This is a genomic window from Gemmatimonadaceae bacterium, assembly GCA_035606695.1.
GTDB lineage: Bacteria > Gemmatimonadota > Gemmatimonadetes > Gemmatimonadales > Gemmatimonadaceae > JAQBQB01.
In genome coordinates, this window is the sequence record DATNEW010000049.1 from 27,937 (window position 1) to 53,437 (window position 25,501).

Consider the following 25,501-nt stretch of genomic DNA (forward strand, 5'->3'; position numbering starts at 1 on the left):
TCACGGGAAACGGCCCGGCTCCGAACTGCTCGCGTGCGATTCGTTCGCTAGCAGCCGCAGCCAAACCGCAGCTTGTCGGGATCCGTTGGGGGCGGCGTCGGGTAATCGCCTGAGAAACACGCATGGCAAAAGCCGTGCGGGCCGGATGGGACCGATTCGAGCATTCCATCCAGCGAGAGATATCCCAGCGTATCGACACCAAGGTGCTTCGCGATTTCGTCGGTCGTATAGTTCGCGGCGATGAGCTCTTCGCGCGACGGTGTATCGATCCCGTAATAGCATGGCCCGGTGACGGGCGATGAGCTGACGCGCATGTGAACCTCGCGCGCGCCGGCGGCGCGCACGAGTGCAACGAGCCCGCGGGTCGTCGTGCCGCGCACGATGGAGTCGTCGACCATCACGACGCTCTTGCCGTCGAGCACTTCACGCACCGGGTTGTACTTGACCTTGACCTTGGCGTCGCGCCCGGCCTGCGTCGGCTGAATGAACGTGCGGCCGACGTAGTGATTGCGAATCAATGCGAGCTCGTAGGGCAGGCCGCTCTCCTCGGCGAATCCGAGCGCGGCGGAATTCGACGAGTCGGGCACGCTGAACACGAGCTCCGCGGCCGGCGCGGGACATTCCTGCGCCAACCGCCGCCCGAGTGCGCGGCGCGCGCGGTCGACCGAGCCGCCGTAGACGCGGCTGTCGGGGCGCGCGAAATACACAAACTCGAATACGCACCGATGCAGATCGCGCTTCGGCATGGGAAACGACGATTGAATCTCCCCGCCGCGCACGGACACGATCTCGCCAGGCTCGACGTCGCGCAGAATCGTGGCACCGACGATGTCGAGCGCGCACGTCTCCGACGCGAACACGATCGCGTCGCCGAGCTTGCCCATGGCCAGCGGACGCCAGCCGCGCGGGTCGCGCGCCGCGAGCAGCGTGTCGCCCATCGCGACGATCAGACTGAACGCGCCCTCGACACCATTGAGGGCATCGGCCAATCGTTCGGCCGGCGTCGGTGCGTTCGATTTCGCGAGGCGATGGACGATCACCTCGGAATCGTTCGTCGACGAAAAGATGGAGCCGTTGTCCTCGAGCTCCATGCGCAACTCGGCGGCATTGATCAGGTTGCCGTTGTGCGCGAGGGTGATGTAGCCGCCTTTCGAGCGAGCGACGACGGGCTGCGCGTTCTCGATCGTCGACGATCCCGCGGTCGAGTACCGCGTGTGGCCCACGGCCGAGATGCCGGGGATCTTCGACAGCTCGCGGGCGAGCGTGTCGGAGAGCGTCCCCATGCTGCGGACCGCGTGTGCGGTGCCCTGCGGGTCGATCGATACGACGCCGACCGATTCCTGTCCGCGATGCTGCAGTGAATAAAGCCCAAGCTGCGCGATGTGAGTCGCGTCAGGGTGGCCATGAACTCCGAATATACCGCACATTGGGTTTGTCTATTATTGCGTCAGCCCGAGGCGCGAAGGGCCGAAAGGATCTCATCCGCGTGGATGTGGACGAGGTCCTTCGGTTCGCTCAGGATGACAAAGTAATTGCCGATTGCGCCATGATCCTGGGAATTGCTTCGTGATACGCTTCGTCGAGCACGCGCAGCTCGGCGCTGAATTGTCCTTCACCCGTCTTGATTGCGAGCTGACTTCCTCGAGCGCCGACCAACCCGATCACGCGCGCGGGGACGCCATGTTTGCCGGCGATCTGCAGCAGCGTATCGGGCATGGTGGTCGTCACGATCGCGCGCGCCTGTGCTTCGCCGAACAACACCGCGCGGCTGGGAAGCTCGCTCCACGCCGTGAGGTCGATCGTCGCACCCCGCTGCGTTTCACGATCCATCATGCAGCACTCGGCGAGCGCCACCGCCAGTCCGCCGTCCGCGACGTCATGCGCCGAGAGGGCGATGCCGCCCTGGCACGCCTCGACCAACGTTTCGATGAGTGCCTTCTCGGCGTCGAGATCGCACGGCGGCGGGGAACCAGCCACCGTGTCGTGAATGCGCGCGAGATACTCGCTCGCCCCGATGTGCGCCGTCGGCGCCCCGAGGAGAACGATCGTGTCGTGCTCATCCTGGAAGTTGGCGCGCGTGATGTGGGCGACCGATTCGATCAAGCCGACCATCCCGATCACGGGCGTGGGATACACCGCGCCGTTCGGATTCTCGTTGTAGAGCGAGACGTTGCCGCCCGTCACCGGCGTGCCGAGCGCGTCACACGCCTCGGCGATGCCGCGCACGGCCTCGCGCAATTGGAAATAGACTTCGGGACGACGCGGATTGCCGAAGTTGAGATTATTGGTAATGGCCATTGGACGCCCGCCGGTACACGCGACATTGCGCGCGGCCTCGCACACGGCGATCTGCGCACCGACGCGCGGGTCGAGATAGGCGTATCGGCCGTTGCAATCCGTCTTCACCGCGATCGCGCGCTCGGTGCCGCGCACGCGAATCACCGCGGCGTCGCCGCCGGGCCCGATCACGGTGTTGGTGCGGACGCTGGTGTCGTATTGGCGATAGACCCACGTCTTCGACGCGATGGTCGGCGACGACAGCAGTTGCGTAAGCGTCCAGACCGGATCGCGTTCTTCCGGGCGCTCCGGAATCGTCGACACTGGTCGCGCACGCAGCCGGCTGATCTCGAGGCTCTCACGCGCGTCCGGTGTGTAGGTCGGACAGTCTGTCACGAGCCGCGTTCCGGGGAATTCCGCGACGACGCGGTCGCCCTCAGTGACGCGATACACCGGTTCAGCGATGACTTCGCCGATCACCGATGCCGTGAGCTCCCACTTTTCGAGAATGGCGCTGACTTCGTGCTCGCGGCCGCGCTTCGCCACGACCAGCATTCGCTCCTGTGATTCGCTCAGCAGAATCTCGTACGGCGTCATGCCTGTTTCGCGCACCGGCACTTTGGTCACGTCGATCGTCACACCGACGTCGCCGCGCGCGGCCATCTCGGCCGACGATGACGTGAGGCCCGCGGCACCCATGTCCTGAATGGCGACGATCGCGCCGCTGCGAATCAACTCGAGGCTTGCCTCGAGCAGCAGCTTCTCGGTGAAGGGATCGCCCACCTGGACGCGCGGGCGTTTGGCATCGCTCTGCGCCGACAGATCTTCCGAAGCGAACGACGCGCCGTGAATCCCATCGCGCCCGGTGCGCGCGCCAACGGCGATGATCGGATTACCCACGCCCTGCGCCACGGCGCGAATGAGCTCTTCTTCCTTCAGGAGGCCAACGCACATCGCGTTGACGAGTGGATTCCCTTCGTATGAGGGATCGAAGGCGATCTCGCCGGCGACGGTCGGAATGCCGACGCAGTTGCCGTAATCGCCGATGCCTTTCACCACGCCCGCGAAGAGGTAGCGAACACGCGGCGAATCGAGCGAACCGAATCGCAGCGAGTTGAGCATCGCGACGGGGCGGGCGCCCATGGTGAAGACGTCGCGCAGGATGCCGCCGACGCCGGTCGCGGCGCCCTGATACGGTTCGACGGCCGACGGATGATTGTGCGATTCGATCTTGAAGGCGACCGCGAGGCCGTCACCGATCGAAATGACGCCGGCGTTCTCGCCGGGCCCCTGCAACACGTACGGCGCTTTGGTCGGCAGCGTCCGCAGCAGCGGGCGAGAATGCTTGTACGAACAGTGCTCGCTCCACAGCGCGCTCACGATTCCAAGTTCCGTGAACGTCGGCACACGACCGAGCATCGCGACGAGGCGCTCGTACTCCTCGGGCGTCAGCCCGTGCTCGGCGACGAGCGCGGGAGTGATGACGGGATCGCCGGGGCGCGACTCGACGCGCGAAGTGAGTGGCATGCGGTGGCTACGGCTTCTTCGTGGGTGGCGCGGTCTTGGCCGTTGGAGCACCGCCGCGTCGAGCGTCGGTGCGCGAGATCATGACTGGCGAGCTGCTTTTGCCGGTGTACTTGCGACTGGGCGAACGAAACACGGCGTCGACGACCTTGCCGCTGTCGAGCACGACGAGATCGTTCATGCCGCACGTCCGCTCGCAGCCGTTCTTGTAGAAGAGATACGTGTGACCGTCCGACGTCCGCGTCGAGAGCGGCGGACCCAATTTCGCGACGACCTGCGCCTGCGTCATGCCGGGATCGATGGCGGCCGTTTGCGCATTCGCCGCGCGTGCGATCGTCATCCCGAGGAGCAGAGCGACGAGGGATCTCGCGTGCACGAGGGAGGGAAGTCCCGTCGACCGAGAGGGTAGATGCCTCGGTCGTTTCGCGCCTGTCGGGATGACGGCCATCATGCCCCCACTTTAGCAAGCATTGATTCAAACATGCTCAATCCGTCGTCGGAGCCGAGCAGCGCGTCCACGGCGCGTTCCGGGTGGGGCATCATGCCAAGCACGTTGCCGGCTTCGTTGACGATGCCGGCGATCGCGCGCATGGACCCGTTTGGACTCCACCATTCGTCGGCGTCGCCCGGGCCGCCGGCGTAGCGCAGCACGACGCGACCGTCGCCCTCGAGGCGATCGAGCGTCGCGTCGTCCGCCGTATAGCGTCCGTCGCCGTGCGCGATCGGAATGCGGATGATGCTGCCGCGCTCGTACCGATTCGTGAACATCGTGTCGGTGGACTCGACTTTCAGCCGCACCAGCTCGCACACGAACTTGAGGCTTGCGTTGCGCAGCAGCGCGCCGGGCAGCAGTCCGGCCTCGCACGCGATCTGGAATCCATTGCAGATCGCCATCACCGGCCCGCCGCGCTTCGCGAACGCGACGACGTCCTGCATCACGGGACTGAAGCGCGCGATCGCACCGGCCCGCAAGTAATCGCCGTAGCTGAATCCGCCCGGCAGCACGATCACGTCGCATTGCTTGAGATCGTGATCCTTGTGCCACAGGTACACCGCTTCTTCGCCGAGTTGTTCGACGACGGCGTGATAGGCGTCGTAGTCGCAGTTCGAGCCGGGAAACGTGACGATGCCGAATTTCATAAGATGCCGATCATGGCGTACCGCCATCGACGCCCGCGATCTCGAAGTCTTCCGTGACCGGATTCGCCAGCAGCCGCTCACACATGTCGCGGGTCGACTGCTCCGCGGCGCCGCGATCGGCTGCTTCGATCTCCACGATGACGTGGCGGCCAATGTGCACGTCGCGCACGGCGCCGAAGCCGAGCGAGTGCAGGGCGTCGGCGACCGTACGGCCTTGCGGATCGAGAATTCCGCGGCGCGGCGTGATGTGAACGGCGACCTTATATCGGTTCATTCAGCAGGGCCTGATGGAGGAAGTGGGGGTGTCGATGACGACGGCGATTCAGACGGAGGAGCACCGTCCGGCGTGCTGCCGCCTGATGTCGTGCCGCGCGGACGGTTGCTCTTGCCGCCGCGACGACGACGGCGGCGCCGCTGCGCCTGATTCGCGCCTCCGTCCGACTTTCGTTCGTCGCGGTCCGCGGCTTCGTCGGCCGATTGGCCGAGTGCGGCCTCTTCGGCTTCGTCTTCATCGATCTCGATGGGCGCGACCGGCACGCGACCGAACTGCGTGCGGCGCTCCTCGCGGCGGCGAGGCCGTTCGCCACGATCACCCCGGTCTCGATCACCCCGATCACTGCGATCACGATCACCACGATCGCGATCACCACGATCACGATCACCACGATCGCGATGATCGCCGCGATCGAGCCGTTGCGATCTCGAACTTCGTTCCGGCCCCTGATCCCAGAATATCTCTTCCGGCGTCGTCGAATCACCGAGCAGCCCGATGATCATCCACTTCACGATGCCGTACAACACGTACGCCAGGAGCGCCGGGAAAATGAACTCTCCGGCGCGAAATACGAGCAGCACGACGGAGCCGGCGACGAGAACCGTTCCAAAAAGGCGTTTGAGGCTGTTGAAACCGATCGACGGAAACGCGGGGTAGGGCACGTCGCTGATCATCAGCGCCGCGAGCACTCCCATGAGGCCGCGCAGGATCGCGTGCCACGGCAAATCGCGCAGCGTCGTGCTGTCGGTGAACAAAATCACCGTCTGGTTGTAGAGCGGCGTCTGCGCAAACCAGTAATAGGTCGCGAGCGTCAGGCCCGCGGCTGGACTGGGCAAGCCATGAAAATGCGTTTTCGCGCGGCCCGCCTGCTCCACGTTGAAGCGCGCCAGCCGCATGACCGCGCACGCACTGAAGATGAACACGAACAGCCATTCCCATTGTCCACGATTGGGAATGCCCATGTACATGATCAGCGCCGGCGCAAACCCGAATGAGATCGCGTCGACGAGCGAGTCGAGCTCTTCGCCGAAGCGACTGCCCGTGCCCGTCGCGCGCGCGACGCGCCCATCGAGCGCGTCGGCGATGCCGCCGAGCACGATGAAGCCTGGCGCGCTGGCGATGTCGCCGCGGTAGGCGAGGATGATCGCATAGATGCCGCACATCAGGTTCGCGAGCGTGAGGCCGTTCGGCAGCAGCACGACGGCGCGCCGCACGCCCTGTCGTTCGCTCGCTCGTCGCGATCGATTGCGTGGAGGTACGTTCATTTACCCGCCAGCTCAGCGACCACGGTGACCCCCGCATAGGTGACGTCGCCGACCTTGACGCGGAGCTTCGAGTCCGCCGGCAGAAACACATCGACGCGCGAACCGAAGCGAATGAGGCCCATGCGCGTTCCCTGCGTGACGCGCTCGCCTTCCTTGGAATCGGTCACGATTCGCCGCGCGATGAGCCCGGCGATCTGCCGCACGAGAATGTGGTTCGTCCCCGTCTCGATCCCGATCGACGCCTGCTCGTTCTCCATGCTGGCGTTCGGCGCCGCGGCGTTGAGAAACTTGCCGGCGCGCTTCTCGACGTAGCGCACGACTCCGCTGACCGGATATCGATTCACGTGCACGTTGAACACGTTCATGAATATCGAAACCCGAACGACGGTGCTCTTCATGAACGTCGGCTCCTGGACCTCGGTCACCATCACGACTTTGCCGTCGGCGGGCGAGATCACGAGTTGTTCGCCGCGCTCGCCTATCCGAACCGGATCGCGGAAGAAGTACGCGACCCACAGCGCGATGAGCGTCAGCCCGAACGCGAGCAGCCACACCGGCCACGAGCGGCGCGTGAGCGCGACGCCGAACGCGCCGAGCGCAATGAGCGCCGCCACGACGATGAACGTGATTCCTTCGCGGGCAAAGTTCACAGGCTCTCCGTGATGTGGAGCTCAGTCCCCGTAATGCGTTTGAACGCGTCCAGATATCGCGCGCTCGTGGCGCGAACGACGTCATCCGGCAATGTGGGGGGTGGCGCTTCGCCGTTCCATCGGCCGGCCCGCCGCTCGCCATCGAGGTAATCGCGCAGCGGCTGCTTGTCGAAGCTCGGCTGCGACCGGCCCGGCTGGTAGTGCTCGGCGGGCCAGAAGCGCGAGCTGTCGGGAGTGAGCACTTCGTCGATCAAGGTGATGGTGCCTTGGGCGTCGCGACCAAACTCGAACTTCGTATCCGCAATGATGATTCCGCGCTCGGCGGCGATCGACCGTCCGCGCTCATAGACCAACCGGCTGAGTCGCTCCAGCTCGGTGGCGACCGCGGGTCCGACGGACTCGGCCATGCGCGCGATGGTGATGTTCTCATCGTGGCCCGTTTCGGCCTTTGTCGCGGGGCTGAAGAGGGCAGGGTCGAATCGCTCACTCTCGCGCAGATCGGGAGGCAGTGACTCGCCGGCGAGCGTGCCCGAGGCCCTGTACTCCCTCCACGCGGAACCCGACAAGTATCCACGAATGACGCACTCGATGGGAAAGACCTCGGTGCGACGGCAGAGCATTGCGCGGCCCACGAGACTGGGCCGATGCTCGGCCAGTGCGGGCACGTCGGCGATGATCTCGTCCGCGTCGGCGCTGATCATGTGATGCCGGACCTGACCCTCCAGCTGGCGAAGCCACCATGCGGTGATTTGCGTGAGCACGGCACCCTTGAACGGAATTGGCTCGGCCATCACGACGTCGAACGCGCTTACACGATCGGTGGCGACAAGCAGTAGACGGTCTACATCCACGGCATAGACTTCGCGCACCTTGCCGCGACGAACATGTTCCAACGGCAGCGGCTCGAGCTGAGCGATCGTCATACGCGCACCTCGACCGGACGGTCCGCGCCCTGGTCGATGCGCGCCGAGCCGGAGAGCAGCGGCTCGACGACCTGGCTCAAGAATTCGTCGACCTGCTCGGGAGCGCGGCCGACGAAGCGCTCGGGATCGAGCGCCGACTCGAGATCCGCGATCGGAACACCGAACGCCGGATCATTCGCCAGGCGCTCCAACATGTCGTTCTTCTCCGCGCCGTTCTTGAGCGCGCGCGCCGCTTCGATGCTGTGCTGGCGAATGCGCTCGTGGGCGACCTGGCGGTCTCCGCCGGCGCGCACCGCGCGTACGATCAACTCCTCGGTCGCCATGAACGGCAGCTCGTCGAACAACCGCCGCCGAATGCGCGCCGGGTGCACCTCGAGCCCGCGCGAGACGTTCTCCATCAGGATGAGAATGGCGTCGGTGGCGAGGAAGCTCTCGGGAATGACGAGCCGGCGGTTGGCGCTGTCGTCGAGCGTGCGCTCGAAGAACTGAACGCCATGCGTGAGATTTGCGTTCGGCTCGAGCGTGACGACGAAACGCGCGAGCGACGCGATGCGCTCGCAGCGCATGGGATTCCGCTTGTACGCCATCGCGGACGAACCAATCTGCTCCGTCTCGAACGGCTCCTCGATCTCGCCGGTGGATTGCAGGACGCGCACGTCGCCGCTGAACTTCATCGCGCTCGACGCAATTCCAGCGACGACGCCGAGGACCTGCGCGTCGAGCTTGCGCGAATACGTTTGCCCGGAGACGGGAATCGACGACGTGAAACCGATCTTTCGCGTGACCAGCTCGTCGAGCTTCCGCACCTTGTCGTGATCGCCGCCAAAGATCTCGAGAAAGCTCGCCTGCGTGCCCGTGGTGCCTTTGACGCCGCGGCAGGGAAGCGTGGCGATACGATGCTCGAGGTCCGCGAGGTCGAGCACCAGGTCCTGCATCCACAGCGTCGCGCGCTTGCCCACCGTTGTCGGCTGTGCCGGCTGCAGATGCGTCGAACCAAGCGTCGCCTCGGAGCGCCAGGTCCGGGCAAACGTCGCGAGCCCGCGCAGCACGTTCAGCACCTTGCCGCGAAGAAGCTCCATGCCGCGCCGCATGAGGATGAGATCCGCGTTGTCCGTGACGAACGCGCTCGTCGCGCCATAGTGAATGAAACGGCGTGCTTCGGGCGCGACATCGGCGAACGCGTGCACGTGCGCCATCACATCGTGGCGGAAGCGTCGCTCGTACGCCGCGACCGCATCGAAGTCGATGTCGTCGAGATGCGCGCGCATCTGCGCGATCGCCTCGTCCGGAATGTCGACCCCCAGCTCCTTCTCGGATTCCGCGAGCGCGAGCCACAATTGACGCCACAGGCCATGACGCATGGCGGGCGACCACAGCTCGAGCATCGCGGTCGAGGCATACCGGGACGCGAGCGGCGACGAATACTGTCGATGCGAGTGCTCTAACGTCATCGCACCGCGAATGGATCGGTCACGAACAATTGCCCCTGGCGGTCGATGACGAGACGAAGATAGCTGCGGCTCCCGAGCCGATCGATGACGCGCTGCACATCCTGCGCGCTCGCGATCGGCACGTTGTTGATCTGGACGATGACATCGCCCTGCTGCAGGCCCGTCTGCTCGGCGATCGTCTGACTGATGTTGTAGATCATCGCGCCCGCCGCGCGCCGCAGGCCGCGATCCGCCGCGATCGCCGGCGTCACGGTGATCAGCTGCAGGTCGCGCAACACCTGAACCTTCGGCGCGCTGACTTCCGGCAGATCGGTGACGTTGACATTGACATCGAGCTCGCGGCTGCCGCGCCGAATGTGCAATCGCGCGGGCGAGCCGACCCGCAAGTCGAGCAACGCGGCCTGCCAGTCGAACGGATTGCGAATGACTCGCGTGCCCTCGCGCGCGATCACGTCCCCTGGTTGAATGCCGGCGCTCGCGGCAGGCGAACCCGGGGTGACACTCGCCACCACGGCGCCTTCAGCAATGATGTCCCGCGGATTGGTGGACTGCCGCTGCTGCAATCGCACTCCGATCCAGGGACTGCGAATCGACCCGTGACTCAGCAGATCGTCCACGACGCGCGCGACACGATTGATCGGAATCGCGAACCCCAGACCAACCGATCCGCCGCTCGGCGAAAAGATGCTGCTGTTCACGCCGATGACTTCGCCGTCGGCATCGACGAGTGGTCCACCCGAGTTGCCGGGATTGATCGCCGCGTCGGTTTGAATCATGTCGAAGTACGAAGCCTGGCCCTCGCCGGGCGCGACGAGGTTGCGCTGCGTTGCGCTGATCACTCCCACGCTCACACTCGGCTCGCTGTTGCCCAGGTAGAAGCCGAATGGATTGCCGATGGCGATCGCCCATTCGCCGACGACGAGACTGTTCGAGTTGCCGAGCTTCACTTCGGCCAGGCCTTTCGCATCGATCTTCACGACGGCGATGTCGTTCGTCTCGTCCTGGCCGAGGATCTTTGCGGGGAAGACTTTGCCGTCGCGCATCATCACGGAGACTTTGCTGGCGCCCGCGACGACGTGCGCGTTCGTGACGATGACGCCGTCGTTGCGAACCACGAATCCGGTGCCCAGTCCCGCCTGCGTGCGCGCTTGTGGGCGCCCGCCAAAGAGCCAGTCGAATGGATCCTGCGGCGCTTGCTCCAGCACTTCGGTCTGCACGGTCACGACGGATGGCGAGACCTTCGCGACCGCGGCGGTGAGCGCGTTCTGCCGGCTCTGGGACACCTGCATGTTGGGCGGAACGTTCACGCCCGACGTTTGCGCCGCGGATTCCCGCGGCGACCGCGTGCATCCGATCGCGACGGCGAGAAGAATGAATCGGGAGAAGGAGAGGCGTTTCATGTCGGCATCAGATACAACTCGCGCGGATACATCACGCGATCGAGAAAGAGGGCGTGCGGCGGTGCGGGCGGTGACACGTCGCTGTTGTCGGCCGCGTCGAGCAACGCGACGAGGTCGTCGTGTGAACGGCGACCCGAGGCGATGTCGAGCATGGTTCCGACGAGAAAGCGCACCATGTGATGGAGAAAGCGATTGGCTTCGATCTCGAACACGAGCCCACCCGGACGGTCGCGCCACCGTGCCTCCGCGACCCGACAGCGATGGTCATCGTGCGCGGGCGCCGTCCCGAGTACGGCGAAGCCCCGAAAGCAGTGATCGCCCATGAGGTGAGCGGCCGCCGCATCCAGAGCGCCCCGATCCAAGGGCTGCCCGAATGCCAGCTCGTACCGATCACGGAACGGCGAATGCGCCTCGTCATCCGTACCGACGTAGTAGCTGTACCGCCGGCTCACTGCACTGTAGCGCGCGTGAAAGTCCTGCGTCATCTCGATCGCCTCGGCGACCCAGATGTCTCGTGGAAGCACCGCGTTCAGCGCGCGCCGCAACTTCTGACCGCGACCCGCTTCCACCCATCGCTCCGGCACTCGAACGCCGACCGCCTGACCTCGCGCGTGCACGCCGGCATCGGTCCGGCCGGACCCCAGCGCCGCGATATGTTCGGCGCACAACCGCTCCAGAGCCAGCTCCAGAACGCCTTGAACGGTCCGTTGGTCCGGCTGCCGCTGCCACCCGCTGAATTCGCTCCCGTCGTAGTGCAACACGAGCTGCACGGTGCGCTCGGCCATTGCTCGAAAGCTACCCGCACCGAGGGGAGTGTCAAGCAATGCGGGAGCAATGCGCGAGGTCGAAAAGACATGCAAGCGAGTGACGAAAGCGATTGACATTGCGTGAGCTACGCGCTCACATTGACTTCGCAGATGCCCCCGCGCACGCTCGCCTCTCTCGCCCACGCGCTGACCGTTTCCGGCAGCACCGATGCGGCGCTTCAAGCGTTGGGCGAAGCGTTGTCGGAAGTCGATCGCTTCGCTCAGCTGGCCCTCGTCCGTTTCGATGAACGGAAGGGGATGCTCCGCGATCGCCTACTGGTCAACGGTTCGCGTATCGACTGTACGACGCTCGATACCACCTTCGATCATTTACCGACGCGCGAACGCGTCGCGATCGAGGCGGGCGGCCAGTTCGTGGAGTTCGGCGATGCCAGCGACGAATTCGGCCGGCTGTTCGCCATGCCGGGCCTTGGCGAGTCCGGGTGGCTGAACGTGCGCGGGCTGCGCTACGACGGACAGTTGAGCGGCCTATTGCTGCTGTACGAGTCGCGAAAGCTCTTTGGCGCGCGCACGGCCGAGCGGTTTCTGCCGGCGATCGCTCTATTTGAACTTGCGTATTTAAGATTTCTCGAACGCACGGCGCGTGAGGAGGCGGTGCGCACGCTCGAGGACGTCACGGAACGCGTGCACGGCGACTACGAGCTCAAGCTCGCCGAAGTCGAAGCGCGCCTCATGGACGTGAGCAACACCCAGTTGGCCGAGAACAGCGCGCGAATTCTCACGCTGGAGCGAGAGCTGGCGCTGGCCACCGACGACGCTCGCCGCGCGCTCAAGCGTGCCGCCGCGGTCGACGCGACCGTCGGCTCCGCGGTCGAACAGCTCGAGAAGGCGCACGTCGAGCTGCATCGCCGAAGCGAAGCACTGCGACAGAAGACGCGCACCATGTATCTGATCGACAAGGTGCTGACCCTCGATGCCTCGACCGACGATCCGCGCCAACTCGCCGACGGCTTGCTGTCGCTCGTCGGCGACGACATGCACGCGCATCGCTGCTCGCTCATGCTGTGCACGCCGGGCGGCGATCAGTTGTACATCGCCGCCGCGAAAGGCGTGGCGCCCGGCATCACCGAAGGTGTTCGCGTCTCGATCGGTCACGGCGTGGCGGGTCGCGTGGCCGAGAGTCGCGAGCCGCTTCTCGTGCGCGACGTGGCCGAGGCGAATCAGCATCCGTTGCTTCGCGATCAGTACTTCACCACGGGCTCGTTCATCAGCTTCCCGCTCGTCTATCACGACGAGCTGGTGGGCGTCGTGAACCTCGCGAATCGCGCCATGCACGGCGTCTTCGTCGAGGAGGACGTCGATCGCGTCCGACTGCTCGGCCTCGTCATCGCGCTCGTCGCATCGAACGCGCGGCTTCCCGAACGGCTCGTCGAAGCGCTCAGTGTCCGCTAGCACGCCTCCGACCGCCCCGAATCCGCTCCTCGCGACCGTTCGCCGACTGACGCTCGGCGAGGCCGCGTCGCCCGACGAGTTGAGCGCTGCGTTCGACGTCATCTTCGCCGGTGATGCCACGCCGGCGCAAATCGCCGCACTGCTGGTCGGACTGAGAGTCCGCGGTGAATCGCCGCGGGATCTCGCCGCCGCCGTGCGCGCGCTGCGTCGCGTGATGATCGCGTTGCCCGCCGAGGAACCGGATGCGTTGGTGGATACCTGCGGGACCGGTGGCGGCACGATCAACACGTTCAATATTTCGACAGCCGCCGCGCTGGTCGTGGCCGGTGTTGGCTTGCGCGTCGCGAAACATGGCAATCGTTCGTTCACGACCCAATGCGGCAGTGCAGACGTGCTCGAAGCGCTCGGCGTTTCGATCGACGCGCCCGTTCACACCATGGAGCACGCACTACGCAGCGCCGGCATCGTGTTCATGTTCGCGCCGCTCATGCATCCGGCCATGAAGAACGTTGGCCCCGTTCGGCGCGAGCTTGGCGTACAAACGATCATGAACCTCGTCGGGCCGCTGGCGAATCCGGCGAGTGCGGGGCGCCAGGTCGTCGGCGTATCGGACGCGCGGCGACTGCACTTGATCGCCGGCGCGCTCAGCGAACTGGGCTCGGTGCACGCGATGGTCGTGCACGGCGAAGGAATGGATGAGATCTCGCCCTTCGGTCCGACCGACGTCGTGGAGATGCGCCAGGGCCACGACCCGCTCGAGTGGACGATCGACCCGAAAGACTTCGGCTTCGGCCGAGGTTCGCCCGCGGACATCGTCGGAGGACCGCCCGCGGACAACGCGGCCACAGTGCTCAGGGTGCTTCGCGGCGACGGCAACGAAGCATCGACGGCAGCGGTCGCGCTCAATGCCGCGGCGGCGATTTATGTGGCAGGTGGTGCGGCCACGTTCGCGGAAGGCGTCGAGGTTGCGCGAGCGGCGATTGGAGCGGGGGTCGGTTTGGCGGCGCTGGAGCGGCTCAGAGTGGCGTTTCGGGGCTAAACGGCGCGGAAAATCGAACGGAAACTACGAACGGAAAGAGCGAGTGGAAGAACCGAATGGAAAAGGCGACTGAAAACTACGAATCAGTCGCAGTTTCCAGTCGCCTTTTCCGTTCGATCTTTCCAATCGCCGTTTCCGTTCGCTCTTTCCAATCGCCGTTTCCGTTCGCTCTTTCCATTCGCTCTTGCAGTTGCGCCGTCTAATATCTCCGCAACACCCCAACGACGATCCCCTGGATACTGATGTCATTCTCGTGAACGTAGATGGGCGTCATGGTCTCATTCGCCGGCTGTAGGCGTATGCGTCCGTCGCGCTCTCGATAAAACTTCTTCACCGTAGCAGAGCTACCGTGAAGCATCGCGATCACCATTTCGCCGTTATCCGCGCGTTGCCGCTCGTTCACCACCACAAAGTCGCCGTCGCGAATCTGCTCGTCGACCATCGAGTTGCCTCGCACGCGCAGCACGTAATGATTGCCGCCACGGCCAATCATCGCGTCGGGCACCGTGAACGTCTCGTTTTGCTCGAGAGCCTCAATCGGCATACCGGCCGCGACTGTGCCGAGTAACGGCAGTTCTACCGCGCGCGGGGTCGCCTCGCTGGGCAGGATTTCGATCGCGCGGCTCTCGTTGTAACTCCGCTTGATATAGCCCTTGCGCTCGAGGTTGGTCAGATGCTCGTGCACCGTCGCGAGCGAGTTGTAGCTGAACTGCTCGGCGATTTCCTCAAAGCTTGGCGCGAAGCCGTTTTGCTCCGTGTAAGCCGTGAGGTAAGTTAGGATTTCACGCTGACGCTTTGTGAGCGGCATAGGCTGACACCCGTTCAGCTTATATGATGGATAGACTCGGGGTAGTTTACCGAATAAGCCCCGAACACTAGAATATCCGAAGAAGGACCGAAGTGCAAGCTTCTTCTGTGTGGACGCCTCCGGGCGGGACGTTGGGCGGGATCATCGCCGAGGCGAAAGCACGCGTCGAAGCACTCCGAACGCGTACCGCCGAGCTCGAGCGCCACGTCGCGAATGCGCCGCAGGCGCCGGGATTCTCCGCCGCCCTCACGGGCTCGCACGTCGGCGTCATCGCCGAGGTGAAGCGGCGCTCGCCGTCGAAGGGGTGGATCAACGCCGAGATTTCGGCGCCAGACCAGGCATGCGCCTACGAGCGCGGCGGGGCGGCCGCGATCTCAGTGCTCACCGAGCCGGCGCACTTCGGCGGCTCCGTCGACGACCTGCTCGCGGTGCGCTCGCACGTCGCGGTTCCAATTCTCAAGAAGGACTTTCACGTCGATCCGGTCCAGCTGCTCGAGGCGAAAGCGATCGGCGCGTCGGCGGCGCTGCTCATCGCCCGCGCGCTCTCGCCTGGCGACCTGCCGCAACTCGTCGCCTTCGCGCGAAGCATCTCCCTCGAGGTGCTCGTGGAGATTCGCGATGCCGAGGAGCTGCGGCGCGCACTCGACGCCGGTGCGGCGGTGATCGGCATCAACAATCGAAATCTCGAGACACTCGTCATCGACCCCGCCACGTCGGAGCGGCTGCTCGCCGAGATTCCTCGCGACGTCGTCGCGATCGCCGAGAGCGGCGTGAGCGGTCGAGCCGACGTCGAGCGATACGCACGCGCCGGCGCGGATGCGGTGTTGGTAGGCTCAGTGATTTCCGCCGCCGCCGATCCATCGGCGATGGTGCACACGCTTGCGAGTGTCGAGCGGATTGGCCGTGGCGCCTGAGATCAAGTTCTGCGGCCTGACACGCGCCGAGGATGTGCGCGAAGCGGTGGCGCTCGGCGCTTCGTACGTCGGCGTGATCTTCGCCGGCGGGCCCCGAAATCTTACGCCGGCACGGGCGCGCGAGGTGCTCGGCGAGGTGCCGGGCCGCGTGAGGCGTGTGGGCGTCTTTGGCGATCAATCGCCGGAAGAGATCGCGACAGCGGCGTTCGAGGCGAGCCTCTCCGTCGTTCAGCTGCACGGTGCGTCTGATCCGATGCGCATCTCGCGGATTCGCGACCAATTCACCGGCGAGGTCTGGCCGGTGCTGCGAGTGGCCGGTGCTGAGCTGCCGCCTGAGGCGGCCGAACTCGCTTACGCGGGTGACGGATTACTTCTCGACGCTCTCGTTGCGGGAGGGTTGGGCGGGACCGGCGTTACGCTTCCGTGGGACGCGCTGTCGGCCGCGATTGCGCGATTGCGGTCCGGGGTGAAAATCGTCCTTGCTGGAGGCCTTCGCGCCGAGAACGTCGCGCAGGCGATCGGTGCGCTCGACCCCGACGTCGTGGACGTGTCGTCGGGCGTTGAGCAACCCGGTTCGCCGGGCGTCAAGGATCATCAACGAATGCGCGCGTTCCGCGACGCGGTCGAAAGTGTATCCGCGGAATTCCGAGCGAAGGCGCGAAGCGCCGAAGCGAGGAACAACCAGAGTCCAAGATGACCATCGTACAGCAGGATCGATTCGGACTGTTCGGCGGCCGATACGTGCCCGAGACGCTCATCCCCGCGCTCGAGGAGCTCGAGGCTGCGTACGACGCCGCGTGCGACGATTCATCGTTCCGCGCCGAGCTCGACGACATGCTCAAGAACTACGTGGGCCGACCGTCCGCGCTGACCAGCGCGCCGCGATTCTCCGAGCTCGTGGACGCGCAGGTGTGGCTCAAGCGCGAAGACTTGAACCACACGGGCGCGCACAAGATCAACAACACCGTCGGACAGATCCTGCTGGCGCGTCGCATGGGCAAGACGCGCATCATCGCCGAGACGGGGGCGGGGCAGCACGGTGTGGCGACGGCCACCGTCTGCGCGCGCTACGGGATGCAGTGCATCGTGTACATGGGCGAAGAAGACATGCGGCGCCAGTCGCTCAACGTCTTTCGCATGCGGCTCATGGGAGCAAAGGTCGTCGGCGTCACGAGCGGCACGCGCACGCTCAAGGACGCGACGACGGAAGCGATCCGCGACTGGGTCACCAACGTCAATGACACGTATTACATCATCGGGTCGGTCGTGGGACCGGCGCCGTATCCGCGTATGGTGCGCGACTTCCAATCGGTGATCAGCACCGAGGCGCGCGCGCAAATGCTGGAGCGCGTCGGGAGACTGCCGAAGACAGTGGTCGCGTGCGTCGGCGGTGGATCGAATGCAATGGGCGCGTTTGCCGCGTTCATCGACGATCGCGACGTGGAGCTGGTCGGTGTCGAAGCGGCCGGCGACGGACTGGATACCGATCGGCATTCAGCGTCGCTGTCACGCGGCAAGCCCGGCGTGCTGCATGGCTCGCTCAGTTACCTCCTGCAAGATGAACGAGGCCAGGTGCATCCGGCACACTCCATCTCGGCCGGTCTGGACTATCCTGGGGTGGGACCGGAGCACTCGTATCTCAAGGACAGCGGCCGCGCGACGTACGTGGCGGTCTCCGACGCGCAAGCGCTCGAGGGTTTTCGCTTGCTCAGTCAGCTCGAGGGCATCATTCCCGCACTGGAAACGGCGCACGCGGTGAGCTGGATCGCTTCGCAAAAAGGGCGGTGGAGGAAGAATGAACCGGTACTGCTTTGCGTGAGTGGCCGCGGGGACAAGGACGTGGCACAAGTCAGTGAAATGAATATTTTGGAATCGTGACCTCGCTTCCGCCGTCCGCCCCTTCGTTGGCCTCGGGATCGCCGCGCGGCATGGAGCCGGGCCAGGCTCCGTTTTCGCCGGCGCCGATCCGGGAGCTGCTCCGCCTGATCGTGAAGGCGGCGCGTGCGCACCAGTTGTATCTGCCGAACAATCCGATCTATCAAGGCGCGATCAACACGCTGCGTGCGGGCTTCACGCCGATCTGGGCCGAGACGGACGAAATCGCCCTCGCGATCACCGAGAGCGACATCCGCTGGTTCGACGCCACGGTCTCGGAGACGACCACCGCCGCCGCCCGGTCGTCCGAGAACCTGGCGTGGCTGTTCTACAAGGACGGCGTCCGCGAGCTCAAGATCGCCAAGGGCTTCGAGGACGCCGAAGTGATCAAGTTCCTCGAAATCGTCCAGCGCGCGCGCAAGGGATCGGCGGACGAAGACGATCTCGTGACGATGCTCTGGGAAGCGGATTTTTCACTTCTTAAATATAAATACGTTGATCTCCTGCAGGAAGGCGGCGGCGGCGGCGAGGATCTGGCCGACGGCACCGACACGGTACCCGCCGAACCGGGCGCCGTGCGCCAGGCGGCGCAGGAAGCGGTGGAGGAGTCGCGCGCCGGCGGCATCGTCAACATGGCGGACTTCGATTCCACGCTCTACTTCCTCGACGAGCGTGAAGTCGAATACCTGCAGGACGAAATCAAGCGCGAGTACCAGCAGGACCTCCGCACCAACGTCGTCTCGGTGCTCCTCGACATCTTCGAGGCCCAGGCCGATTCGGAAATCCGCCTGGAGGTGCTCGACGACGTCCACACCCTCATGGTGTATCTCCTCACGACGGGACATTTCCGCGGCGTCGCGTATGTGCTCAAGGAAGCGCAGCAGTCGCTGCAGCGCGCAACCGACATCACCGAGGACCAACGCGCCAAGCTTGCCGCGCTGCCCGACCGCCTGAGCGCTCCCGAAGCGGCGTCGCAGCTGCTTCAGGCGTTGGACGCCGCGCCGACGCTCCCGCCGCAGGACGAGCTGGTCGAGCTCTTCGACCAGCTTCGACCCGCCGCGCTGTCGACGGTCTTCCTGTGGCTTGGCTCATCGCACAACGACCGACTGCGCCCGTTGCTTCAGGCAGCGGCCGGACGCCTCGCCGCGGCGAACACCGCGGAGCTCGTGCGGCTCATTCAGGCGCCCGAGCCCGAGGTGTCGGCCGAGGCGATTCGCCGCGCCGGCGCGCTCAAGGCGCAGGCGGCGGTGCTTTCCCTGAGCAAGATTCTGACGGAACCCGACGTGCAGCGCCGCCAGCTCGCCGTGCAGGCGCTGACGGAGATCGCCTCGCCTGGTGCGCTGCAAGCACTCGAGAAATCGGTCGAGGACGACGATCGCGACGTGCGCATCACCGCCGTGCGCGCGCTGACCGCGAAGGTCTATCGCCCGGTGCTGCCGCGGCTCGAGGCGGTGGTGAAGGGCAAGGCGGTGCGTGAGGCGGACCTCACGGAGAAAATGGCATTCTTCGAAGGCTACGGCGCGTTGTGCGGTGACGGCGGCGTTCCGCAGCTTGACAATATTCTAAACGGCAAGGGATTCCTTGGCCGCCGCGAAGATCCCGAGCTGCGCGCGTGTGCGGCGATTGCGCTCGGCCGCGTCGGTACGCCGAAAGCGCGCGAAGCATTGCAGAAGGCGTCGACCGAAAAAGAGATCGTCGTGCGCAACGCGGTGAACAAGGCGCTGCGCGGCGGAGGACCGACGTGACGACGCCCCGCATGGCGCCTCCCGGCGCGGCCGGCGGCGAAGGCTCGGGCGATTCGTTCATTCGTCGCGCGGGCCGCCAGCTCATCTTCGCGGCGTACGGTGCGCTGCGCGCCGTGAAGCTCTATCCCGTCGAGAACGCGGCCGTTCAAAAAGCGCTCGCCGAGCTCGCGAGCCAGAGCAACGAGCTGCTCGGCAGCGAGGGCGAGCTCGAGCTGCGGATGTCGGGCGAATTCATCTTCGTCAATCAGACGCGCTTGCGGCTGGACCTCGACAACTTCGCGAGCTTTAGTCACCTATTGGCACTATTTCGTGCCGCGGGCATTGGTACGGTCACGGTGTCCGATGGCGTAACCCCGAAGGACTGGCTCGTCTTCCTGTCGCTCTTGCAAGCGCCCGGCGTGGACGATCCGGCGGAACGCCTGCTGCAACTCGGCGACAAGCTCGATAGCGCGGGTGTCGCGGCATTCACGTTCGCGCCGCCGGCGGAGCCGGGCGAAGGCAACAAGGAAAAGGCGAAGGAGCGGGCCAAACGCACCTACGCGCAATCCGTCGCCGCGACGCGGGACCTCATGTCGTCGGTGCGGATGGGCGGCAGCCCGAACATCAAGAAGATCAAGCGCGTGGTGCAGGGCATCGTCGACCAGATTCTGAGCGAGGAGACGTCGCTCATCGGGCTCACGACGATTCGCGACTACGACGAGTACACGTTCACGCACAGCGTCAACGTCTGCATCTTCTCCGTCGCCCTTGGCAAACGCCTTGGGCTGAACAAGCTGCAGTTGTACGATCTCGGCATGGCCGCGCTGTTCCACGACATCGGCAAGTCGCGCGTGCCGCAATCGATTCTCAACAAGTCCGGCGGGTTGACGGACGAAGAGTGGCGCCTGATTGCGTCGCACCCGTGGCTGGGCGTGCTCGCGCTCTTCCAGGTGCGTGGCGCGCAGGAGCTGCCGTATCGCTCGATGATCGTGGCGCACGAGCATCACATGAAGCGCGACCTCACCGGCTATCCTCGTCCGATTCGGGCGCGCCAGCTCAGCATGTTCAGCAAGATCGTCGCGATCGCCGACGGCTTCGACGCCGCCACGTCTCGGCGTTCATACCAGACCGTGCCGTTCACGCCCGCCCAGGTCATGCTCGAGATGCGCGACAATCCGCGCCGCGGCATGGACCCGGTCATCGTCAAGGCGTTCATCAACCTGACCGGCATCTACCCGGTGGGGACCCTGGTGGTGCTCGATACATTCGAGCTGGGCATCGTGCACGCGGTAAATCCCCTGCAGGACATGCTGTCGCGGCCGATCGTGCGCGTCATCAGCGACGCGCAGGGCAACCTCGTGCATCCGGGCGATCTGGTGGACCTGGCGGACCGGAACGCCGACGGCGTGTTCCTGCGTACCATCATCAAAACGGAAAACCCTGATCGATATGGCGTCCGCGTCGGTGACTATTTCACCTGAAGCCTCCCGCGAGGCATCGGGCACGGCATCAACTGCCGAGCGCGGGATCGAGCACACGTTCGCGAAGTTGCGCGCGTCGAAGACGCGTGCGCTCGTCCCGTACATCACCGCCGGGCATCCCGATCTCGAGCGCAGCGTCGAGCTCCTGATCGCGCTCCAGGAATCGGGCGCCGACGTCATCGAGCTCGGGCTGCCGTTCTCCGATCCGATGGCCGACGGTCCGGTGATTCAGGCGAGCTCGCAGATGGCGCTCGATCAGGGCATGAGCTTCGATCGCCTGCTCGAGATGGTCGCGAAAGCCAAAGCGCGAGTCCCCTTGGTGCTCATGAGTTATCTCAATCCGATCATGGCCGCGGGTTCCGACGCACTCGAGCGCGCGGCCGATGCGGGCATCGGTGGACTGCTGCTCATCGACCTTCCGGTTGGATCCGACCCCGAGCTCGAGTCGCGCATTGGCTCCGGCCCGTTGTCGTTCATCCGGCTCGTGGCGCCGACGACGCCCGAGGCGCGCATGAAGGAAATCGCGGAGCATGGCAGTGGCTTCGTGTATCTGATCAGCAGCTTGGGCGTGACGGGCATGCGCGATACGCTGCCGCCAGAATTATCCGACACGGTGAAGCGCCTGCGCGGCGCGACGACGTTGCCGGTGTGCGTGGGCTTTGGCGTGTCGCGGCCCGAGCAGGCGGCGCAGGTGGCGCGCATCGCGGACGGCGTGGTCGTGGGCAGCGCGATCGTGCGCGCCGCGGGCGAAGGCGTCGAGCAGGCGGCACGACTCGCCGCGGAGATGCGGGCCGCGATCGACGGCGCGTGAGCGCGACGGAGCGGCGCACGCACCAGACCACGCTCGAGATCACACTCGAGGCCATGCGCTTCGACGCGCTGGTAGGCATTCTACCCAACGAGCGCACGACGCCGCAGCCGATCGAGATCGACCTCACCGTCGACGTCGGGCCGGGCGATTCGGTCGTCGACTATCGCGAGCTGTACGACGTGGCCGCCGCCGTCATGCGCGCCGCGCCGATCGATTTTCTGGAAGAGATTGCGGATCGCGTCGCCGAGGGCGCGCTCGCCGTGAATGGCCGCATTTGTCGCGCGCGCGTCGCGGTTCGGAAACCGCGCGTCGCACTCGGTGGGCCGTTGGCGTACGCGCAAATCGTCGTCGAGCGCCGCACGAATGATTGACGTCGCCTACATTGCGCTCGGCTCCAATCTCGGCGATCGGCATGCGCACCTCGCGCGAGCGCGCGCCGCGCTGGGAGCGCTGCCGCACAGCCGAGTGCTCGCCGAGTCGGCGATCGAGGAGACCGCCCCGATCGGCTTGCTCGAACAACCACCATTTCTCAACCAGATGATCGCGCTCCAAACGACGCTGTCGCCGCGCGAGCTGCTCGTGATGCTGCAGGACATCGAGCTTCGCGAGGGCCGAGTGCGGAACGTGCGATGGGGGCCGCGCACGATCGATCTCGACATCGTTTGCTTCGATCAACAGACCATGCAAGCGCCGGGGCTCGAAGTGCCGCATCCCGAGCTGGCGAACCGCGACTTCTGGCGGCGCGAGCTCGCCGAACTGCGTGGGGGCGCCGGCCCGGCATGAGCGAGATCATCTTCCCGGCGTGGGCGCAGGTGAGCGACAAGCGGCGCAAGCACATCACGCGCGTCATCGCGATGCTCATGGAGTGGGCCGACGAGCTAGGGGTCTCTTCGGAAGAACGCGAAGCGTGGTACTCCGCCGGATTGTTGCACGACGCGCTGCGCGACGCGCCCGAAGCGGACTTGCGCGGCCTGGCTCGCGATGCGGAGCGCGAAGCGGAGCTGTTGCACGGACCGGCGGTGGCGAATCTGCTCGCGTCGCGCGAGGAAGCGACGGAATCCGTCCTGCGCGCAATCCGCTACCACACTGTCGGCGCGCCGGATTGGGATCGCACGGGAAAGGCGCTGTACATGGCGGATTTTCTCGAACCGGGACGCAACTTCTCGCGCACCGATCGCGCGTTTCTCGCCGTGCAGGTTCCGCACGACTTCGACGGCGTGTTCAGACAAGTCGTGCGAGCGCGGCTCGAGCATGCCTTGCGCGAGGGGTACACACTCTTTCCCGAAACCGTCGGCCTCTGGAACGCGGTGCGATGACCGGCAGGGGAATTCTTGGCGTGGTCGCGCTCGGGTTGGTGCTCATCGGCGCGGATACGCTGTGGCATTCTACAGGAAGCCGTGCCGCGAAGGACCCGACCGGCGGACCGGAGGTGCACGCGCCGCCGGGCACACGCGTTCGCGTTCAAGTACTGAACGGAACGCGAACGCGCGGTTTGGCTCGGCGCGCGACGATGCTGCTGCGCGATCGTGGATTCGATGTGCTCGAGAACGGAACGGATGCGACGCCGCGCGACACGACGATCGTGTACGATCTCACCGGCCATCCCGACTGGGCGCAGCGCGTCGCGCGTGGGCTTGCTCCGGCGCGCGTCGAGGCGCGCCCGGACAGCTCACGCTACCTGGACGTCGTCGTCGTGCTTGGCGCGACGTGGCGGCCGCCGGCCCAGCCGTTCTACCCGTAGCTGTCCGCACGCCGCGGCGATGTCGATGCCGCGGCTCTTTCGTACCGCGACCTCGACACCGAGCTTCCGCAGCTCGCGCGCGAACTTGACGATCTTGTCGGTCGGCGTCGGTGTGAAGCCGCGCGCTCCGCCCGGATGCAGCGGGATGAGATTCACGAACGCCTTGCACTCGCGTGCGAGCTGCGCGAGTTGCAGGGCGTGCTCTTCGGCGTCGTTCACACCGCCCAGCATGACGTACTCGAAGGTGACGCGGCGGTCGAACACCTTCGCCGCGTCGATCACCTGCGCGAGCGGAAACTTGGTGTTGATCGGCATGAGCTCCTGCCGGAGCGCGTCGTTCGGCGCGTGAATCGAAATCGCCAGGCGGAACTGCTCGGGACGCTCGCCAAGCGCGACGATGCCCGGCAGCACGCCGACGGTGGAGATCGTGATGTGTCGCGCACCAATGCCCAAGCCGTCGGGATCGTTGAGCGTCGTCAGCGTGGCGTCGACAGCGCGCCAATTCATGAGCGGCTCGCCCATGCCCATGAAGACGATGTTCGTGATGTTGATCGGCGGCTCGAGCAAGCGCATCTCGCGCACCTGACTCGCGATCTCGAACATCGACAGGTTGCGCGTGAAGCCCATCGCGCCGGTCGCGCAGAACGCGCATTGCAATGCGCATCCCGCCTGCGACGAGATGCAGAGCGTGACGCGATCGCCTTCGGGGATCGCGACGGTCTCGATCGCTTCGTTGTCGGCGAGCCGGAAGAGAAACTTCTCGGTGCCGTCGTTCGATTTCTGTCGCGCCGCGATCGTGAGCCGCGGCAGCTCGAACGCGGTGTCGAGCAATTCGCGCAACCGAACCGGAAGCTCCGTCATCGCATCGAAGGACGGCGCCGGATTCTGCCACAGGCGCCGTGCGACCTGCTTCGCGCGGTATGCCGGCTCACCGATGGTCTCGAGAAAGCGCGCCAGACTGTCGCGAGCAGACGCGGGCGTCAGATCCAGGAGATTGACTTTGCCGGTCGGCCGCTCGGAAGGCTTCAACGGAACACTCGAGAAATCAGAAACTGGTAGCTGGCGCCGAACCCTGCCGCGCCATCCTCACGACCGAAGGCGATGTCATAGTTGGCATAGCGCAGACCAACGCCCAGGCGCAGTCGCTGCGCGGTCGATCCGTACGCCGACGTCTGCGAAACGCCGGCGCTCACGTCCAGCTGACGAAAGCTGGCACTGGTGAACGCATAGTCGTCCCGGCCGCGGCCCGTGGTCCGGCTCGCCGAATAGCCGGCGCGGAGCGTGAGGATTGAATCGCGTCGAACGACCGGCATGTCAGCGCCGAGCATGTATGTCGGCGTCTCGCGGCCATGGTTCACGGAGAAGAGGAACGTCGAGGCCGCCAGGCGCACCGGCGTTCCAGCGACGCCGTCTACGCTGACGCCGCCATCGAGCGCGAGCGAGTGGGAGTGACTCAGGTCGAGCGTCGCCCAGCGATACCTGAGCGCAGCGCCATAGGAGATGTTGTGCTGTCGCGCCGACAGTCCGCCCGAGACCACCGACGTGCCGTACGGAATCTCTCCAAGGGACTGCGGGTCGGTCGCCGTGCGAATGATGTCACTGACCGACGCGTTCGCGAACGTCATCGTTGCCGTGAGCGTCGGCGACACACGCAACTCGCCGCCGATCATCTGCAGGCGAATGCCTTGTTCTTGCGGCGTCGTGAGTCCCGAGAAGCCGATCGCGGCGTGGTCGCCGGGGTTTAGCGCGCCGTTGGCTGGATTCCAGAAACCGCCGGGCATGGTGCGGCTGAGCGGCGGCGAGTCGGCGAGCAGGCCCAACGGAAACTCCAGCAAGTCCCGCCCAGGCACTTGCTGCGCCACGGCGGCGCTGGTGAGACCCACGAACGCCGCGATGGCGAAGATGAAGCGGGACATATACTTGAGCTTATTGTATTCAACGCCGAGGGTCAACCCGAATCACTACCATCGCGCCCCTTGCATACG

General features: G+C 65.4%; 26 protein-coding genes. 12 read left to right on the forward strand and 14 right to left on the reverse strand.

Going from position 1 to position 25,501, the window contains the following annotated elements; translation table 11 throughout:
• Positions 1-47 precede the first annotated feature (47 nt).
• The 11 genes from purF to truA form a co-directional block, all read right to left on the reverse strand.
• The gene (gene purF, locus VN706_24540; protein HXT18816.1) at positions 48-1,427 is read right to left on the reverse strand and encodes an amidophosphoribosyltransferase; all 1,380 of its coding nucleotides are present in this window, start codon (positions 1,425-1,427) and stop codon (positions 48-50) included.
• Positions 1,428-1,515: 88 nt separating this feature from the next.
• Positions 1,516-3,804 carry a phosphoribosylformylglycinamidine synthase subunit PurL gene (gene purL / locus VN706_24545; protein HXT18817.1) on the reverse strand — a complete coding sequence of 763 codons (2,289 nt, stop codon included), beginning with the start codon at positions 3,802-3,804 and terminating at the stop codon, positions 1,516-1,518.
• Between the two features lie 7 nt (positions 3,805-3,811).
• Positions 3,812-4,141 (reverse strand): hypothetical protein, encoded by a 330-nt coding sequence (locus VN706_24550; GenBank protein ID HXT18818.1) that lies wholly within the window; start codon positions 4,139-4,141, stop codon positions 3,812-3,814.
• 107 nt (positions 4,142-4,248) lie between these two features.
• Positions 4,249-4,941, reverse strand: coding sequence for a phosphoribosylformylglycinamidine synthase subunit PurQ (gene purQ, locus VN706_24555; protein ID HXT18819.1), 693 nt, complete (start codon positions 4,939-4,941; stop codon positions 4,249-4,251).
• Between the two features lie 10 nt (positions 4,942-4,951).
• Complete coding sequence (gene purS / locus VN706_24560) at positions 4,952-5,215, reverse strand: phosphoribosylformylglycinamidine synthase subunit PurS (GenBank protein HXT18820.1); 264 nt, start codon at positions 5,213-5,215, stop codon at positions 4,952-4,954.
• Positions 5,212-6,480 (reverse strand): CDP-diacylglycerol--serine O-phosphatidyltransferase, encoded by a 1,269-nt coding sequence (gene pssA, locus VN706_24565; GenBank protein HXT18821.1) that lies wholly within the window; start codon positions 6,478-6,480, stop codon positions 5,212-5,214. Before pssA ends, purS begins: the two co-directional genes overlap by 4 nt.
• Entirely contained in the window at positions 6,477-7,130 is a 654-nt protein-coding gene (locus VN706_24570) for a phosphatidylserine decarboxylase family protein (protein ID HXT18822.1), read from the reverse strand. The genes pssA and VN706_24570 overlap by 4 nt, the downstream gene beginning before the upstream one ends.
• A complete protein-coding gene (locus VN706_24575; protein ID HXT18823.1) occupies positions 7,127-8,053 on the reverse strand; it encodes a phosphoribosylaminoimidazolesuccinocarboxamide synthase in 927 nt (308 codons plus the stop codon). The genes VN706_24570 and VN706_24575 overlap by 4 nt, the downstream gene beginning before the upstream one ends.
• The gene (purB, locus tag VN706_24580) at positions 8,050-9,504 is read right to left on the reverse strand and encodes an adenylosuccinate lyase (GenBank protein HXT18824.1); all 1,455 of its coding nucleotides are present in this window, start codon (positions 9,502-9,504) and stop codon (positions 8,050-8,052) included. The genes VN706_24575 and purB overlap by 4 nt, the downstream gene beginning before the upstream one ends.
• A complete protein-coding gene (locus tag VN706_24585) occupies positions 9,501-10,904 on the reverse strand; it encodes a trypsin-like peptidase domain-containing protein (protein ID HXT18825.1) in 1,404 nt (467 codons plus the stop codon). Before VN706_24585 ends, purB begins: the two co-directional genes overlap by 4 nt.
• On the reverse strand, positions 10,901-11,689 hold the full coding sequence (gene truA, locus VN706_24590; GenBank protein ID HXT18826.1) for a tRNA pseudouridine(38-40) synthase TruA: 789 nt from the start codon (positions 11,687-11,689) through the stop codon (positions 10,901-10,903). Before truA ends, VN706_24585 begins: the two co-directional genes overlap by 4 nt.
• 132 nt (positions 11,690-11,821) lie before the next feature.
• On the opposite strand from truA, the gene VN706_24595 reads away from it, so the two are divergent.
• Positions 11,822-13,123, forward strand: coding sequence for a GAF domain-containing protein (locus VN706_24595; protein ID HXT18827.1), 1,302 nt, complete (start codon positions 11,822-11,824; stop codon positions 13,121-13,123).
• Positions 13,113-14,162, forward strand: a complete 1,050-nt coding sequence (trpD, locus tag VN706_24600) for an anthranilate phosphoribosyltransferase (protein ID HXT18828.1) — start codon at positions 13,113-13,115, stop codon at positions 14,160-14,162. The genes VN706_24595 and trpD overlap by 11 nt, the downstream gene beginning before the upstream one ends.
• Positions 14,163-14,361: 199 nt before the next feature.
• On the opposite strand, the gene lexA is transcribed toward trpD, so the two are convergent.
• Complete coding sequence (gene lexA / locus VN706_24605) at positions 14,362-14,970, reverse strand: transcriptional repressor LexA (protein HXT18829.1); 609 nt, start codon at positions 14,968-14,970, stop codon at positions 14,362-14,364.
• Positions 14,971-15,062: 92 nt separating this feature from the next.
• Here lexA and VN706_24610 point away from each other — a divergent pair, with 92 nt between their 5' ends.
• Genes VN706_24610 through VN706_24655 form a run of 10 tightly spaced genes read left to right on the forward strand, consistent with a single transcriptional unit; the run spans position 15,063 to position 23,516 of the window.
• Positions 15,063-15,884, forward strand: coding sequence for an indole-3-glycerol phosphate synthase TrpC (locus tag VN706_24610; GenBank protein ID HXT18830.1), 822 nt, complete (start codon positions 15,063-15,065; stop codon positions 15,882-15,884).
• Positions 15,874-16,581: a phosphoribosylanthranilate isomerase gene (locus VN706_24615; GenBank protein ID HXT18831.1), complete on the forward strand. Its 708-nt coding sequence runs from the start codon at positions 15,874-15,876 to the stop codon at positions 16,579-16,581. The genes VN706_24610 and VN706_24615 overlap by 11 nt, the downstream gene beginning before the upstream one ends.
• Positions 16,578-17,762 carry a tryptophan synthase subunit beta gene (gene trpB / locus VN706_24620; protein HXT18832.1) on the forward strand — a complete coding sequence of 395 codons (1,185 nt, stop codon included), beginning with the start codon at positions 16,578-16,580 and terminating at the stop codon, positions 17,760-17,762. The genes VN706_24615 and trpB overlap by 4 nt, the downstream gene beginning before the upstream one ends.
• The gene (locus tag VN706_24625) at positions 17,759-19,504 is read left to right on the forward strand and encodes a HEAT repeat domain-containing protein (protein ID HXT18833.1); all 1,746 of its coding nucleotides are present in this window, start codon (positions 17,759-17,761) and stop codon (positions 19,502-19,504) included. The genes trpB and VN706_24625 overlap by 4 nt, the downstream gene beginning before the upstream one ends.
• Entirely contained in the window at positions 19,501-20,964 is a 1,464-nt protein-coding gene (locus VN706_24630) for an HD-GYP domain-containing protein (protein ID HXT18834.1), read from the forward strand. Before VN706_24625 ends, VN706_24630 begins: the two co-directional genes overlap by 4 nt.
• A complete protein-coding gene (trpA, locus tag VN706_24635; protein HXT18835.1) occupies positions 20,948-21,775 on the forward strand; it encodes a tryptophan synthase subunit alpha in 828 nt (275 codons plus the stop codon). The genes VN706_24630 and trpA overlap by 17 nt, the downstream gene beginning before the upstream one ends.
• A complete protein-coding gene (locus VN706_24640; protein ID HXT18836.1) occupies positions 21,772-22,146 on the forward strand; it encodes a dihydroneopterin aldolase in 375 nt (124 codons plus the stop codon). Before trpA ends, VN706_24640 begins: the two co-directional genes overlap by 4 nt.
• The gene (gene folK / locus VN706_24645; GenBank protein ID HXT18837.1) at positions 22,139-22,558 is read left to right on the forward strand and encodes a 2-amino-4-hydroxy-6-hydroxymethyldihydropteridine diphosphokinase; all 420 of its coding nucleotides are present in this window, start codon (positions 22,139-22,141) and stop codon (positions 22,556-22,558) included. The genes VN706_24640 and folK overlap by 8 nt, the downstream gene beginning before the upstream one ends.
• Positions 22,555-23,091 carry an HD domain-containing protein gene (locus tag VN706_24650; GenBank protein ID HXT18838.1) on the forward strand — a complete coding sequence of 179 codons (537 nt, stop codon included), beginning with the start codon at positions 22,555-22,557 and terminating at the stop codon, positions 23,089-23,091. The genes folK and VN706_24650 overlap by 4 nt, the downstream gene beginning before the upstream one ends.
• Complete coding sequence (locus tag VN706_24655) at positions 23,088-23,516, forward strand: LytR C-terminal domain-containing protein (GenBank protein HXT18839.1); 429 nt, start codon at positions 23,088-23,090, stop codon at positions 23,514-23,516. Before VN706_24650 ends, VN706_24655 begins: the two co-directional genes overlap by 4 nt.
• Here VN706_24655 and rlmN read toward each other — a convergent pair.
• Positions 23,445-24,545 carry a 23S rRNA (adenine(2503)-C(2))-methyltransferase RlmN gene (gene rlmN, locus VN706_24660; GenBank protein ID HXT18840.1) on the reverse strand — a complete coding sequence of 367 codons (1,101 nt, stop codon included), beginning with the start codon at positions 24,543-24,545 and terminating at the stop codon, positions 23,445-23,447. The genes VN706_24655 and rlmN overlap by 72 nt on opposite strands.
• Complete coding sequence (locus VN706_24665; protein ID HXT18841.1) at positions 24,542-25,432, reverse strand: hypothetical protein; 891 nt, start codon at positions 25,430-25,432, stop codon at positions 24,542-24,544. The genes rlmN and VN706_24665 overlap by 4 nt, the downstream gene beginning before the upstream one ends.
• Positions 25,433-25,501 lie beyond the last annotated feature (69 nt).